Source organism: Psychrobacillus sp. NPDC058041 (assembly GCF_042885655.1).
Taxonomy (GTDB): domain Bacteria; phylum Bacillota; class Bacilli; order Bacillales_A; family Planococcaceae; genus Psychrobacillus.
This window is the reverse complement of sequence record NZ_JBHVRO010000001.1, coordinates 198,515-213,633: the sequence shown is the minus strand read 5'-3', so window position 1 is coordinate 213,633 and position 15,119 is coordinate 198,515. Positions and strand designations below refer to the sequence as shown.

The 15,119-nt window shown below is 33.8% G+C and carries 12 protein-coding genes and 1 pseudogene; 2 read left to right on the top strand and 11 right to left on the bottom strand.

Annotated features, from left to right (window positions below; all coding sequences use genetic code 11):
• The 6 genes from ACFVR1_RS00955 to ACFVR1_RS00930 form a co-directional block, all read right to left on the bottom strand.
• Window positions 1-2,400 (bottom strand): hypothetical protein, encoded by a 2,400-nt coding sequence (locus tag ACFVR1_RS00955; RefSeq protein ID WP_387579185.1) that lies wholly within the window; start codon window positions 2,398-2,400, stop codon window positions 1-3.
• Window positions 2,401-2,469: 69 nt separating this feature from the next.
• Window positions 2,470-3,345 carry a transcriptional regulator CcpC gene (locus ACFVR1_RS00950; protein ID WP_387579182.1) on the bottom strand — a complete coding sequence of 292 codons (876 nt, stop codon included), beginning with the start codon at window positions 3,343-3,345 and terminating at the stop codon, window positions 2,470-2,472.
• Between the two features lie 2 nt (window positions 3,346-3,347).
• A complete protein-coding gene (locus ACFVR1_RS00945) occupies window positions 3,348-4,817 on the bottom strand; it encodes an MDR family MFS transporter (RefSeq protein WP_387579180.1) in 1,470 nt (489 codons plus the stop codon).
• Window positions 4,818-4,887: 70 nt separating this feature from the next.
• The gene (gene cbpB, locus ACFVR1_RS00940) at window positions 4,888-5,331 is read right to left on the bottom strand and encodes a cyclic-di-AMP-binding protein CbpB (protein WP_387579177.1); all 444 of its coding nucleotides are present in this window, start codon (window positions 5,329-5,331) and stop codon (window positions 4,888-4,890) included.
• Between the two features lie 115 nt (window positions 5,332-5,446).
• Window positions 5,447-6,214, bottom strand: coding sequence for a 2,4-dienoyl-CoA reductase (gene fadH / locus ACFVR1_RS00935; protein WP_387579175.1), 768 nt, complete (start codon window positions 6,212-6,214; stop codon window positions 5,447-5,449).
• Between the two features lie 106 nt (window positions 6,215-6,320).
• On the bottom strand, window positions 6,321-8,366 hold the full coding sequence (locus ACFVR1_RS00930; protein ID WP_387579172.1) for a sensor domain-containing protein: 2,046 nt from the start codon (window positions 8,364-8,366) through the stop codon (window positions 6,321-6,323).
• A gap of 193 nt (window positions 8,367-8,559) precedes the next feature.
• Here ACFVR1_RS00930 and ACFVR1_RS00925 point away from each other — a divergent pair, with 193 nt between their 5' ends.
• On the top strand, window positions 8,560-9,018 hold the full coding sequence (locus tag ACFVR1_RS00925) for a YkyB family protein (protein WP_387579169.1): 459 nt from the start codon (window positions 8,560-8,562) through the stop codon (window positions 9,016-9,018).
• Window positions 9,019-9,496: 478 nt separating this feature from the next.
• Window positions 9,497-9,761: pseudogene (locus tag ACFVR1_RS00920) on the top strand (transposase); the annotation flags it as partial.
• 37 nt (window positions 9,762-9,798) lie between these two features.
• On the opposite strand, the gene ACFVR1_RS00915 reads toward ACFVR1_RS00920, so the two are convergent.
• From ACFVR1_RS00915 to ACFVR1_RS00895, 5 genes are all read right to left on the bottom strand, one after another.
• Window positions 9,799-10,701 carry a chemotaxis protein gene (locus tag ACFVR1_RS00915; protein ID WP_387579166.1) on the bottom strand — a complete coding sequence of 301 codons (903 nt, stop codon included), beginning with the start codon at window positions 10,699-10,701 and terminating at the stop codon, window positions 9,799-9,801.
• A gap of 67 nt (window positions 10,702-10,768) precedes the next feature.
• Window positions 10,769-11,638 (bottom strand): NAD(P)-dependent oxidoreductase, encoded by an 870-nt coding sequence (locus ACFVR1_RS00910; RefSeq protein ID WP_387579164.1) that lies wholly within the window; start codon window positions 11,636-11,638, stop codon window positions 10,769-10,771.
• Window positions 11,639-11,779: 141 nt separating this feature from the next.
• Complete coding sequence (locus tag ACFVR1_RS00905) at window positions 11,780-13,018, bottom strand: hypothetical protein (RefSeq protein WP_387579161.1); 1,239 nt, start codon at window positions 13,016-13,018, stop codon at window positions 11,780-11,782.
• On the bottom strand, window positions 13,018-14,172 hold the full coding sequence (locus tag ACFVR1_RS00900) for a DUF58 domain-containing protein (protein ID WP_387579159.1): 1,155 nt from the start codon (window positions 14,170-14,172) through the stop codon (window positions 13,018-13,020). The genes ACFVR1_RS00905 and ACFVR1_RS00900 overlap by 1 nt, the downstream gene beginning before the upstream one ends.
• On the bottom strand, window positions 14,169-15,107 hold the full coding sequence (locus ACFVR1_RS00895; protein WP_387579157.1) for an AAA family ATPase: 939 nt from the start codon (window positions 15,105-15,107) through the stop codon (window positions 14,169-14,171). Before ACFVR1_RS00895 ends, ACFVR1_RS00900 begins: the two co-directional genes overlap by 4 nt.
• Window positions 15,108-15,119: the final 12 nt, after the last annotated feature.

Sequence of the window (15,119 nt, the reverse complement as noted above, 5' to 3'; positions counted from 1 at the left end):
TTAAACCTCTCCTTTTAAACGAATCTCTGGAAGCCTAGTGTACGAATCACCTTGAACAGATTTTTTATGCAATTTATAATATATTTCCCCTGAATCGTTAATATAATTTTTTATATTTTCGGTTACTGTATAACGACTTTGATCAATTTCTTCAAATGCTTGAGTGGCAACATTCCAAATTTCAATTGTATGGGAATTACGATCTGTATTCGCTATCTGTAATTGAGTCCATGTTACTTTATCTATAGGAATTGAATCTGGAATTTTCCAAAATACGTTATAATCCCCATCTTCTAAATACCACTCTAAGTTACTATTTTCAACTGGTTGCATATACTTTCCGTAAGCATCTGTAGTTACATTTACAGTAAACGTATTTGCTGGAAGTACAAAATCACCCGCTAAAGTTGTCTTAGCTTTAAATGGTTGAATAATTAAATGTAGTGAAGACATTTCCACTTTTTTGTTTTTTAATTCAATTGGAATGATATTATCATCTGTAAATGCAGTTACCGCTGGACTAGTTCCTAGCTGATTAAACATTTGGCTAGAAGAAAATAGTGATTGTTTTCTTTGATCGATTAAATCGTCTAAATTAGTAACTGGCATACCATAATTTCTATTAATATACGGATTAGAAGCTGGTGTCAGCATAACAGAACCTAGTTCTTTGTTCACTTCTATTTTTTCTCCTGGTTGAAGGTCTCCTAATTTAATCAATTTACTTCCCGACCATATAGCTGCATCTTTTAGGGCAAAAGGAAAATTATTTTGAACTGTTCCAATCACTTTACTTGCTTCTACGCGTAAATCTATCCCAAAACTACCCACATCTTCAAGATGTGCATCACCTAAAAAAGAAGAAACAGACCAGTAACCTACGTCTCTAAAAGTTAATTCACTGTTTGTCGCATGTTTTTCTAAAATAACTTTTTCATGGATGTTAGGAGATTGCCCAGTGAATGAATTCATATTTCTTTGAGCTACCATTAAGGTAGAGGACGGAGCTACAAAAGAGAATTCTCCACTTTTGTTGCTTAAAAGAGATTCAGTATAATATCCATTTAAGCTCTTATCTTCGTTGACATATAGAAAGGAAGATTGCTGAACTTGAGGGCGGGCAATACGATCCTTAGCCCCGTATCCAAAGATTGCAGCTGAAGCAATAATAGCAGTTAGAGGAATTATTCCCCACGCATACTCTCTTTTATCTTTTCGTTTCAATATGAAATATAAAAGTGGTCCAACTAAAATCATATAAACTATAACAATACCAATCATTAATGGTGTGGATACTTTAAACGAACTAAATAACGAATTTGTATTTCCTAACTCATACACTAATTGATCTTTTCTATTGTTTCCATACATATTAGAAGGTGTTTGTACCTTAACAGACTGCAAAATAGAATACATTAAATCGCTATAAACTGGATCTTTGGCTAAAGGGTCATCTCCAAGGGAAAATGAAGTTTGGATGATTGATCCACTACCTAATTTTTTCTTTGCAGCTAATATAGTACCGTTCAAATCGATTAATGTTGTTGCTCCTTCGTTCAAAGAAGCATTATGAACCTTTAAATCATTTGACAATATATTATTGGAAGTAAATGCACTCACTTTCTCCGCTGCTATTGATTGAGTGCTTGTTTGTAATGACAAAGGTAAATAATTCCCTAATTCCCCCATCTCCGCAGCAATATTATCAGAAGCCCCTACAACAATAATTCCTCCTGTACTTACATAATCAATGAGAGCTTGTTGCTGTTTCTCAACTAAGTCTGCCAAAACAAATTCATCGATTAGTATGTAATCAGCCATTTGCCAAGCTTCCGATTCCGTTGGTAGTGTAAAATTACTTAGTTGTGCTACATGGATTACTTCACTACTTAATTGATTTTGTTGTTTGATTTGACTAAGTACTTTCAGACGATCAGCACTATTTGTTAATGTAAAATAAGTAGGAGTAGCTTGGTCTAAAAAAGTTGCTTTTAAATTTTTTGTTCCTTTATAATCGATTGACTTTCCTTTTTTCCAACCACCTTCGTAAAAGTGGATCAATTGGGCGTTTGACCCCTGATACATATAGTCTTCGGTCAATCCTGATGCAACAATTTGAATTGTCTTTGTCTCGCCTGCACCAACTTCAAAAGGGATTGCTTGAGCATTACCGAGATTATAAGACTCCAAAATATCGAGTACGATATCTCCTGAAAATGCATCTCCTTTATTTTCTACGGTAATTGTAATTGGCAAGCCTTCTCCAAATTTAACTTTGCCATTAAACCCAGCTGTAGCTTTTACTTGCAAATTAGGAGCAGCTAAGGCGTTAATCGTCGGTAATAATGTAAGGAATATTAATAGTGCTGAGATTACCATCGCAAACTTTCGGATAAACATATTTTGTCCTCCTTTATCTTTATATGTATTAGTACGTTAATTACAAATGGAAGTTCCTTTCTCAAATGGTTATTGAAACTTTTTCGCATGTTTTTTTACAATATTAACAAATGCATCTACTTGAGGAAGTTCAAATGCTGCGTCGTAACCTATTAGCCAAGTATCTCTTGTTAACTCAAATTGTTCTTCTTGATTTGTTAAAGGAATTTTATGTACATCCTCATGACCATTTAGTGTAATAGATGGTAGGATGGCATACCCAATTCCATTTAACGCCATTTGTTTACATGTTTCAATTTGATCAACTATTATTTGTCTTTTTGGATTAGTGGAAAAGTGTTTTTGCCACCATTGTTGTATTTCTTGATAATAGTTTGAATCACTTTTAAACTGTATAAATGGCTTCTCTGTCGTTAAAACATCATCGATAGAAGTCATTTCTTTATCTACTAAATAGAGAGTGTCTCGGAACAAATGTGTTTTTGTTCCTTTCCAATCAGTTTGTCCACGGACAATACCAATATGGGCTTCTCCATCATAGAGAGACTTTACGATTTCAGAACTCCATCCAGTTAGAAGGGAAATTTTAGCTTCAGGATAGGTTTGAACAAAATCCTTTAATACTTTTGGCAACCAATTTTGTCCAACTATCGAGGCACAGGCAATTTTTAAAGTTCCATGGACTTTGGATGTTAAAGATTGAATATTTTCCAATACATCTTCTTTTTGTTGCAGCATATTGTTTGCAAACTCTATAACGAGCTCACCTGCTGGAGTAGGAGTTACCCCTTTTTGTGACCGTAAAAAAAGTTTAGCATTCCAATCTTTTTCAATCGTTTGTAAACGTAACGAAAGTGCCGGCTGAGATAAAAAAAGTCGCTCCGCTGCTTTTCGCATATTTTGTTCTTCCGCTAATACTTTAATTATTAGAAAATCCGATGTCATTTTTATATCCCTTTCTTTTTAGGTATTCCAAATACAAACACAAAGCTAATTAAAGCAAATATAAAAGATGCAATAAATACAGCATGAAGAGCTTGGTCTAATCCTATTTGTAAATAGGACAGTTGTTCTATCGAGAATGTTTTTCGCTTTTCTTCATCTAGCAATTTATCTACTATACTTAAATTGTATAATTGGCCATCGTTTTTTAAATACTCACTTAATGAATGGTTAACAATCATTCCAAGAAGTGCAGCACCTACCGTATTCCCAAAGTTGCGCATAAATAAATTGCTTGCCGTCACAACTCCTCTTAGTTCATGTCCAACTGCCCCTTGTATAGTTACGATAAATGACGTACTAGTTAAACCCATTCCTATACCAACTAAAAAACTACAACAAGCAATAATTATTGGACTTAATGTTAAACTAATTAATACAAACGAAAAAGTACCAACCATCAAAAATAGTGTACCTACAAACGACAGTTTATATGTACCATATTTAGGTAGAAGCCTTCCAGCAATCGTCGAAGCAAGTGGCCATCCAATGGATACAGAGGTTAAAGTAAAACCGGCTATAATTGCTTTTTGTTCCATTACTCCTGTTACATACATTGGTAAATAACTTGATAATCCAATTAATATCACTCCTGTAAAAAAGGAAATTACATTCGCAAATAAAATCGTTTTATTCTTCCATATTGATAACGGCATAAATGGATCAATTGCTTTTCTCTCAACTTTCACAAATACATAAAAACCGACAATCGCGATAAACAATAGGGCAAAACTTGCTATAGAAATCCAAGGAAATGTTTGTCCACCTTCTACTAACCAAAATAATAAAGAAGATAAAATAGCTGCTAATAATAACGCCCCTTTATAATCAACTATTGGCTTACTCTTTTGCACTGGTTCATGTAAATACAGTGCGATACCTATCATAGAAATAATCCCAATTGGTATGTTCACCCAAAATACATATTCCCAACCAATCGTTTCAACTAATATTCCACCGATTGCTGGACCAGAGACTGCAGATATTCCCCATACACTCGACAAATATCCTTGGATTTTTGCTCGATCATTTCCTTGATAAATATCTCCAATAATAATTGTAGCCATAGGTTGAACTGCTCCTGCACCTAATCCTTGAATTAGTCGAAATACTATAAGCTGCTCCATAGAATCGGCAAAACCACATAAAAAAGATCCTATTAAGAACAAACTCACACCTATATAAAAAATAATTTTTCTTCCAAACAAATCAGCAAGCTTACCATAGATCAAAACCATAATCGTGCTCATTAATAAATACGCTGAAAAAGCCCAACTATATCTTGAAAAACCTCCCAACTCCGCTGTAATAGTTGGCATAGCTGTAGCAATAATAGTTGCTTCCACAGCACTCATAAACATAGCCAGCATAATAGCTATTAACACAAAAGAACGTTTTGTTACTTTACTATTCAAAAAAATCCCTCATTTCAAAAAAAAGAAAGCCTCTGGAGCTAGGCCTTCTTCCATTTCCCTATTTTCCTTATTACTCGTGCGATTGGTATAAGTATTTTTTCATTTGCTTTAGAATTACTCTTCTTGTTAATATCCCTAAAAAAGTGCGTTCATCGTCGACAACACATACATAAGGATTGTTTACTAATAGATCTAGACCTCTTTGAAATTTTTCTTTTATATGAATTACTGCTAAATCTGTTTTCATTATGTCATCCACTTTTAAGAATGGTAGTCTTTCATATTCAATATGCTCTAATCCTAAGATTTCATCGGTTATTTGTTGGGTACTTATTAATCCTTGAAGTCTGTATTTTACATCCAAAACAGGAATAGATGAGTATCCAGTTTTCGTTAGTACTAACAACGCGTGCTCCGCATTATTACCTAATTGGACATGCGCTACTTTCTCCGCGGAGATGATATAATCCTCAATCGGAATTTGTAAAAAGTCTTTGTTGCTTACAGATAACATTCGCATTCTACTCCTTTGTTTGTTTTCATTTTATGAAAACATAACCTATATAACTATAATATCATATGCAAGGAATAAAAAACTATGGAATCGCTTACAAACTGTTTATATATTTTTAGAATGGAAATTGATTCAACCATTGCCCCCCATCTAATGTTACGATTTCACCATTCATATAAGAAGCCTTTTCAGACAAGATAAACGTTGCAAGTTCCGCAATTTCCTCTGGTTTACCAAGTCGTCCAAGTGGCACCGATTTTAGCGTTCTTTTCGCAGCTTCCTCTGACTCCCAAAGTTTATCAGCTCCACCTGTTCGTTCAATGGGACCTGGGGCAATACCGTTCACTCTAATCCCATATTTTCTCCCCCACTCTACTGCAAGAGTTCTTGTAAGAGACATAACTCCAGCTTTTGCTGCCGCTGAATGAGCTATGCCTGCTCCAGCTCCCCATGCATAGGTAGCAAGCATATTCAATATAGAACCTTTCGTGCCTTTTTGAATCCAATAGTTGCCAACTGCATGTGAACAATAGAACGTTCCATTTAACACAATATCAATTACTGTCTTCCAACCATTTGGAGAAAGTTTTTCTGTTTCTACAATAAAGTTCCCCGCTGCATTATTTACTAAACCATCTATTTGACCATATTTCTTATCAGTAAACGCGATCATTGCCTCCACATGTTCTGGATTGCGTACATCCATTTGAAAAGTAGCAATGGTCTCCCCTTTTGCATCAATTTCTCTTTTCGCACTTTCCAACCTTTCTAAATCCCGGCCAGTTATTACAACATTTGCACCCTCAGAAACAAATTTCGTTGCCATATACTTTCCCATTCCATTTGATCCACCTGTAACAATTATTGTTTTACCTTTCAACATCAATCCACACCCCTTTTATTAATTGAATGAACATTCACTCAATATTTTATCACACCAGATATCGAAAAACCGTAAATCTCTAAAAAGAAATTCACGGTTTTGTAAGTTACATATATATTGAGTCAATAGCATCGATTGGAACAGGTCTACTAAAATAATAGCCTTGGGCTTTTTGACAATTTGCTTCTTTCAAGATTTCTACTTGTCTATCCTTTTCAACTCCTTCAGCAATAACTTCCATTCCTAAGCTATGAGCAAGCTGAATAATTGTTGTGGCAATGGCTGCATTTTTTTCATCTATTTCAATATCTTTAATAAATGATTGATCAATTTTAATTATATCAATGGGATATTTTTTTAAATAGCTCAAAGAAGAGTAACCAGTGCCAAAATCATCGATAGAAATAATTACACCAATATCCTTCAACTCTTTTAACATAGTAAAAGTATCTTGCATATCAGTCATTGCACTTTCCGTAATTTCTACTTCTAATGAATTAGGACTTAATTGATACTTGTTAAGTTTTTCTCGGATTTTTAAAGCAAAATTTTCTTGTTTGAATTGTTTTGGTGAAATATTTACAGCAATACGAACTGGACGATATCCTTTTTTTTGCCAACATTTTAATTGTTTACAGACTTCATCTAATACCCAATCACCAATTTGCATAATAATACCCGATTCTTCAGCAAGCGGAATAAACTGCATAGGTGTCACGTATCCAAACTTCCTATTATTCCAACGGAGTAAAGCTTCAAAGGAATTAGTTTCACCTGTCACTAAATTTACTTGTGGCTGAAAATGGATAGAAAGTTCTTCTTTTTCAATTGCTCTTCTCAAATGAGACTCCATTAATACTTCATTTGGAAATGACAGGTTCATTTGTTCTTGGTAGAAACGGTAATGTGCTCTTCCTCTGTCTTTCGCAATATATAAAGCTTGATCGGCTTTAATGAGTAACTCATCCATTTTTTTGCCATCAGAAGGGAACATAGAAATTCCGATGGATGCAGTAACAAAATACTCTTGATGATCCAAGTAGATTGGTTTCGAAAGTTCTTTTAAAATACTCTCTGCAAACAAACTGGTTTCTTCTCGCGATTTCCCTTTCAAAATATATACGAATTCATCTCCACTTTGTCTGTATAAATTATTTGACTTATCTATGTATGGAATAAGTCTATCTGCAATTTTCTTCAATAACTCATCACCATAATTATATCCAAGGGATTCATTGATCAGTTTGAAACGATCTAAGTCAATACGTAAAATCGCAATTTCATTTGTTAAGCCATCTTCTTGGATTAATTTTTCACGTAAATGCTCTTTTAAAGCTCGGCGATTCCATAATCCAGTTAAATGGTCGTGATAAGCTAAAAAATATAGTTGATCCTTTTCTTCAGAGTTGACTGTCGTATCTCTTAGAACTAAATGAAATTCCTTTACATTGTCTTGATGCTGAACTGGTATTGCTTTCAAATATAGATGTAAATAATGCCCTTTTTCATGTTGAATAAGGCAATTTTGCATTTCGCTAGCGTAACCACTTAACGACTGCTTCATCATAATTTTAAAACTTCTCACCGAGTTTTCCTCAATCAAGTGTTCAATTGAATGTTCTAACAGTCTTTCCAAACTATAACCTAAAATTTTTAGAGCTATTGGATTGGAATAATGAATAATCCCTTTTTCATCAATTAATAAAACGGGATCTGTGTTATTATCTACCAAAGAATAGTATTTTTCTTTTATGTTTGTTAAAGCAAGTTTTTCCTTTTCATTTTCCGTCCTATTATTCATTGTTATTCCAAATACTTCATTTGCTTTATCTTGGAATGAGACAATTGAAATATCAAAAATATGTAAACTATCTTGATAAATAATAGGAATATTATAAAACTTATTTTGTTTTTGAGTTAAATAAATATTTATTAATAGGTACAACTCATTCCAAACTTCCCCTGAAAGAAATTGTTGTGAATTTTGAATAGTGTTAGTAAAAAAATTTGCAGCTGCATTATTAACGTATATTATAGAAAACTCATTTTTTTGATTTTTTCCGATTAGTAAAGTATATAAAAACGAATTTTCGTGTATTAGATCAACTAAATAATTGTGAATAGCAAGACCTCTTTTGTCTGAATTGTACATATAGTCCTCCAATACATAGTTCGTACGTTAAAAGTGTAGAAGTTTACTTCATATTATTTTATCGACAAAATTCTTAATAACTTTAGTTTATTGCGACTCACTATATTTTCATATAATTATTTGATATTTGTATACAATTTCACTGGAAATTGGTATGATATTCTAAATACTAATCTTATTAGGTGGGGATTTCATGATAAGGACAACAGATGAAGAACGTATTGCTACGGCAATATATACCGTTAATCGTCATGCAAAAACAGCAATTGATAACAAACCACTATATGAATTAAAAAAATTAGCTCTTCAAAAAATGTTAAAAGAAAACAGAGCAAAAAAAGTAGGTCTTCACTTTGTCCGTAATCCCAAATTTAGTCAGCAGCAATCCTCTGTATTAATCCAATGTGCAGACTATTTTTTTCATGTAATTCCAGTAAAGGAAGATTTTAAAAACCTACCTCACCTTGGCCATTTAGATGACACCTATCGAAATCCTATTCGAAAAATGAATTTACGTATGGCTAAGCAATTACTTTCTGATTATATAGGACCTCAACCGCTCATTAGGAAAACCTCTACTCAATCTCCTATGTATACAAAGAAATTTTCCAGAATTAACGGTAAAGCAAATCAATCATATTTAGATCGATGAGTGAAGAATTTATTCTTCATTTTGAATAGATGAGAAAAGATTTCGAGAATGTCTAACATTCCCGAAATCTTTCTGATTCTCTGCTTGTTTTGAAGACTTTTTGAGAAAAACAAGTTGATTTCCGCTGCAGACGGACGCTTTTCGCAGGCATACCTTCAGTCTCCTTGTCACTCCGTTGAGGGCACTGAAAAAGTCCCTATAATTCGACTTTGCCAGATGAGGTTTTCCAATAGTCCAATTAATAAGAAAATCGTTGAAACGGCTCCCTTTCCGCGGGCGTTGCCTCAGCCTCCTCGCTTCGCTGTGGGGTCTTCGACTAACGCTATTCCCGCAGGAGTGTCGCCTTTTTCAACGATTTTCTAGAAATAAAAAGTAGAGTGTGGATTGTTGGATCGCCTCTACTTTTTTTTATTTTTAAGACACCTCATCTGGCTCTTTTTATTTATAATAGAGAGACTAAATGATGGTGGTTTCTCGAATGATTTCAAACCAAGAATCCATTAATCTATGCCCGTATATGGAACTATACGATTTGATTGTGCTAAAAGATAATATGCTTCGACAAATCAATGACCTGGTGGATATTACATTTATCTTCGAAGAAATAAAAACAAAATACTATTTAGATAATGTTGTAATGCGATTCCGCCGCTAGGCATGTTTAAATATCTATTATTAAAAGTTATTTTTTATGTATCGGATGTAATGTGGTAGAACGTTCAAAGTATGATATGTCTGAAAAAAAAACTAGCGTGAAATATAACTATTTCACGCTAGTTTTTATAAAATAAATTGATCAATTTTTAGTACTAACTCTGCAATTTCTGGTTTACTAATTTGGTCTTCTGCCCCTACTTGATCGCCCTTATGTCGAAGATCTTCTGTTATTAAACTAGAGAATATTAGAACAGGCAGTTTAGATAAATTACCACTTTCCTTTATTTTTCTAGTTAAAGTATGTCCATCCATTTGTGGCATTTCAATATCAGTAACTATCATTTGGACATGTTCCGAAACATCTGGTGACACTTTTTCTAGGCTTTCTAGATAATCTAATGTATCTTTTCCATTTTCAAAGAAATCTAAGTTTACGTAACCAGCTTCATTTAAAGTATCATGTAAAAGTTTTCTTAGAAGCGGTGAATCTTCAGCAATAACAATCTTCTTATTTGAACGCTCACGATTTCCAAGCTTTTTTACTGAATCTACATTAATACCGGATTCTGGATTTATATCTACAATGATTCGCTCAAAATCTAGTAAAAGAATCATTTCATCGTCTCGCTTAATAACTCCAATTACATGCGAAGAACTTCCTTGATATATATCAGAAGGTTTCTCAATTTGATCCCATGAGATACGATGAATTTGTGTTACATTATCTACATGAAAAACGACTCTTTGTTTGTTAAATTCCGCAACAATATATTTTTCCTGTTCATTTCTAACTACAGGTAGTCCTAAAACCTTCGCCATACTGACTACTGGAAGAACTTCTCCACGAAGTTGAACAATCCCCTCCACATGTGGATGTGCATGTGGAACAAATGTAACTGTAATTGGCTGAATTATTTCTTTTACTTTAATAACATTTATTCCAAATTTATTAGAACTTACTTGAAATTCTACAATCTCTAATTCATTTGTGCCGCTTTCAAGTAAAATACCTTTATGATCATTCATACGAATCGTCCTTTCCTGCTCATTGATTTGTATCTATTGTATCATAAAGTAGTAATTATCCCCTATATCATTCGTATGATTTTATTAATGTTTGTGTACCATTATCCTCGTATCCATGTGCTACTAATTCATCATACATAGATTTTGTAAGTTGTAATCCTGGAAGTTGTAAGTTCATCTTTTCTGCTTCATCTAATGCAATCTTCATATCTTTCACAAAATGCTTAATATAAAAACCAGGTTCAAAGTTTCCAGCTATCATTCGAGGAGCTAAATTACTCAGTGACCAAGAACCTGCTGCTCCTGTTGATATGGAACGTAACACTTGGTCCAAATCTAACCCTGCTTTTTTTCCGTAGGCAAGTGCTTCGCAAACACCTATCATTCCTGTTGCTATCGTAATTTGGTTACACATTTTCGTATGTTGCCCCGCACCCGCTGGTCCTTGGTACAAAATTGTTTCGCCAAAGAGACTCAAAACAGGTAGCACTTGATCGAATGTTCCTTTTTCTCCACCGCACATAATAGAAAGTTTTCCTAATTGGGCACCAATATCTCCACCTGAAACTGGCGCATCGAGGGCAAGCATTCCTCTTTCTTTTGCAAATTTATCAATTTTTTGGGCAAGTGTCGGTGTAGAGGTAGTCATATCTATTACAACTAATCCTTTATTGTCTGCTCCTAATATACCATTCTCACCAAAATATATTTCCTCCACATCGTGTGGGTACCCAACCATCGTAAATAAAATTTGAGCGTTTTTAGCTACCTCATGTGGCGAACTTGCCCAAGTTGCACCTATAGAAACAAGTTCTTCCGCTTTTTCTTTCGTTCTCGTGTATATAGCTAGTTCATGACCCGCTTTCAATAAATGCTTAACTAAACTTTTCCCCATAACTCCTGTACCTATAAAACCTATTTTTAAATGCTCCGTCATGTCTATTCCTCCATAAATATTTTTTATTTCTTTAGTGTACCAAAAAAAGAGGATCACCCAAAAAATTTTGGATGATCCTTAAAAAGGGGGAAATGAGAATGTTGCTGTGTTCTATATTAATATGCCCCGTTTTTCATTTCTTTAAACATCTTTTTCAATAAAAAAAATATTTTTTGTTTCATTTAATGTCTTCAAAAATAGTTCCGCTTTTTCAGCACTAATCGTTTGTTTTCCATATCTCACTTCTTCGTATATTTGAAAAAAGTTATCGTCTACTTTCCATCCCATTCTTTTAAACCATTCTCTTACTGTTTCGCTTTTATTTCTCTCTATTTCAACTGACTGAGCTTCCATTTCAAACGCTACATACCTTTCACGCAAAAGTGATGTTTCAACTTTGTATAAGGAGTTTGAATGGCTCTTTTGTTTTTCTTCTTCATCTAATTGACTATTTTCATAATCAATTTCAATTTGCTCGATTTCTAGTTTGTCTGGTTTATTTTTCAACAAATATCGTATGAAAAATATAATTACAATTGCAGCTAGACCAAAAAATACCCATTCGAAAGGGAAATGAATGGAAGTTTCTTCAACAATAATATCTTTTGTTTCAAGTTTGCCTAGCTCCCCTACCTCTGTATGGTTGTCCTCTTCCATTTCTCTAATTTGAAACATATCAATCAAACCTTCCATATAACCCATTAGAGGTCCAAAAGGGATGAGTACTACATGGAGTATAGCTACAAACAGAACATCAAACATTTTACGCAATATTGGAGCTAAGAAATAAATAAAAACAGATATACTTGTCACTGTTACGATACTAACAATATAAACTCCTACTAATTTCATTTTTGGGAGAGAATTTTGCTTGTCCGTGTAAATCAAAACAGAGAATAATCGTATTCCAACAAATATAGCTACACCTGTTACGAACACTGAATAAAGAAGGAAACGATATCCTTCATATTCAAGAATAAAACAAATAAAATGCACCAAAAGAAATGTAGTGATAAATAAGAGCGAAAAACTACTATCTAAAGTCTGCATATTTTGAACTGTATTAAATCTTGCTTGAATTCGCCATATAGAAAAGACGGAACCTAGTATAAACAACCAAAAAGGAGCCCCAACTAAGAAAAGGATTAAAAGAATTATTGTAGGGATTATAAACGGAATAACCATATTTGGGCCAGTTTTTCTGAAAATAAATAAGCAAGCAACAGCAATGACTAATTGTAGTCCAATCCAAATAAAAGGTAAGGCATTATTCATTTCATTGGAAATCAATACAAATATCAATGCAATAAACCATATATCTCTCATATAGTTTCCAAACGACTGTACTTGAATATTAATATATCGGATGGAGGTATTCACTAAGCTCTACCCCCTTCACCAATAACCGTTGGATATAAAACGTTTGTACGTTGCTCCCATGGGCCAAGAAAAGGTAAAAAATGTTCTAGGTTATGTGTCATTATATACACTGCAACAGGAAGCTCTTCATGTGAATCTATGAAACTAATTATCTTTTCAAATGGAATAAGAATGTCACTCACAGACAAGATAGATAGAATCTCTAGTGCTTGTATCCGATGCGCATCACCGCTACCTAAAGGTAAGTAAACAAAAGGAATTTTTCCATATGCCCGTATATTGATTGCAAAAGAGAAAGGAATATCTTTTTTATAACAATCGTCTATATGAGAAGCGAGCCACTCGATTTTTTCTTCAAAATCTGCAACTACACTAAACTGTTCCTTAAGATTTACAACAAATAGAACGGAGACATTTGCTACCTTTGTAAAGATTTTTGTTTGTAGCTCTTGCGTCTTAGCACTAGCTTTCCAGTGAATATGATGAAATTGGTCCCCTGGCTCATATTTTCTTGTTCCTACTGGGAAAAAAGGATCGTCAAATAAAGAAGAATTTAATTCTAAATGTCCTTGCTTAAACTTTGATGGAATAAGCTCCTCATTAATGGGATAGATTTGTGGAAAAACAATTGCATCCATTAAAATAAATGACTTAAAACTAAGCAATATTGATCCATCCGTTAAAGGATGCGGAATTTGAAGTTCGATTTCTTTAATCCTAGCGAGCCCTCTATGAACACCTTTTATAGGAATTTTTAAAGTTACTCGCTTATTATAACCAATCGAGAAAGGTACTTGTACTTCGTGAAAACCACCAACTGATACATGCTGAATACCATTTGGTGATATATCAGTTTGAAAAGAGATTAATAGAGTAGCATTCCAAATAGGCAAACCTTTATTTTGAAAATTAAGTACTATATTAGAAGCTGTATCTTTCATTAAACGGACTCTCTTTTTTTCATTTAACAGCTCTAATTTCTCACCAACTTTTCGATAGTAAAACATTTGTACAAGAGCAATGATTAGTAAGAATGAAATAACAGATAAAAAGACATATTGCTTCAAGAGAAAACTAAAGAAACATGTGATAACTAATATATTTACATATATTTTCGTATACTTTAAATCGATATCTTGCCGCTTCCAATTCATCGAATATAAGCCTCTACTGGGGCTTCAATCTCACTTACTAGATCTCTCATAACTTCTGCTAGGTTATGAATGAGCATTCCTTGCGAAGAAAGTTTCATACGGTGTAAACACACTGGTTCTAAAACATTTTTCACATCATCTGGTGTTACGTACATTCTATCGTTTATAAAAGCGTATGCTTTAGCAGCTTGCAACAGCGCCAGAGAAGCTCGACTACTTAAGCCTAGTTCAATCAATGGGTGGTTTCTAGTTCTATGTACAATTTGAATGATATACGTCATGATATCGTCATGCACTGCTACTTCCTTTACTTTCTCAGCCCATTCTTCAATTTGTTCTAACGTCACTATTTTTTTTGATTTTACCTCTCCAGGTGAACGACCAAATTGTTGAAGTATAACTCTTTCTTCTTCCAGTGATGGATAATCAATTGTAATTTTAAATAAAAATCGGTCTAATTGAGCTGCAGGAAGTGGAAAAGTCCCTTGTTGAGACTCTACTGGATTCTGAGTAGCTATAACCATAAAAGGAGTACGTAATTTAATCGTTTCGCCATCAATTGTAACTTGGTTTTCCTCCATTGCTTCTAGTAAACTGGACTGTGTTCTTGGCGTAGCCCGATTTATCTCGTCCGCTAACAGTATATTACTCATTACCGGTCCAACCCTAAGTACAAATTCTTGTTTTTGTGGATGAAAATAACTAATTCCAGTTACATCGGAGGGCAAAACATCTGGAGTAAATTGTAATCGCTTAAACTCTCCTTGAATTGCTTCAGCAAATGACTTAGCCATCATTGTTTTACCAGAACCAGGTACACTTTCTAAAAGTACATGCCCATGGACTATAAGACCCATTAGCATTAATTTAATTTCCTTTTTTCTTCCAACAATTGCTTTGTTCAATTCTTCTTGAAGCAATAAAATACCACTCATAACCACTTCTCC

What these genes read in the sequence shown, in the direction of transcription:
- ACFVR1_RS00955 (WP_387579185.1), bottom strand. Translation starts at nt 2,400, where the DNA reads ATGTTTATCCGAAAGTTTGCGATGGTAATCTCAGCACTATTAATATTC.
- ACFVR1_RS00950 (WP_387579182.1), bottom strand. Translation starts at nt 3,345, where the DNA reads ATGACATCGGATTTTCTAATAATTAAAGTATTAGCGGAAGAACAAAAT.
- cbpB (WP_387579177.1), bottom strand. Translation starts at nt 5,331, where the DNA reads ATGTTATCTGTAAGCAACAAAGACTTTTTACAAATTCCGATTGAGGAT.
- fadH (WP_387579175.1), bottom strand. Translation starts at nt 6,214, where the DNA reads ATGTTGAAAGGTAAAACAATAATTGTTACAGGTGGATCAAATGGAATG.
- ACFVR1_RS00930 (WP_387579172.1), bottom strand. Translation starts at nt 8,366, where the DNA reads ATGTACAATTCAGACAAAAGAGGTCTTGCTATTCACAATTATTTAGTT.
- ACFVR1_RS00925 (WP_387579169.1), top strand. Translation starts at nt 8,560, where the DNA reads ATGATAAGGACAACAGATGAAGAACGTATTGCTACGGCAATATATACC.
- ACFVR1_RS00915 (WP_387579166.1), bottom strand. Translation starts at nt 10,701, where the DNA reads ATGAATGATCATAAAGGTATTTTACTTGAAAGCGGCACAAATGAATTA.
- ACFVR1_RS00910 (WP_387579164.1), bottom strand. Translation starts at nt 11,638, where the DNA reads ATGACGGAGCATTTAAAAATAGGTTTTATAGGTACAGGAGTTATGGGG.
- ACFVR1_RS00900 (WP_387579159.1), bottom strand. Translation starts at nt 14,172, where the DNA reads ATGAATTGGAAGCGGCAAGATATCGATTTAAAGTATACGAAAATATAT.
- ACFVR1_RS00895 (WP_387579157.1), bottom strand. Translation starts at nt 15,107, where the DNA reads ATGAGTGGTATTTTATTGCTTCAAGAAGAATTGAACAAAGCAATTGTT.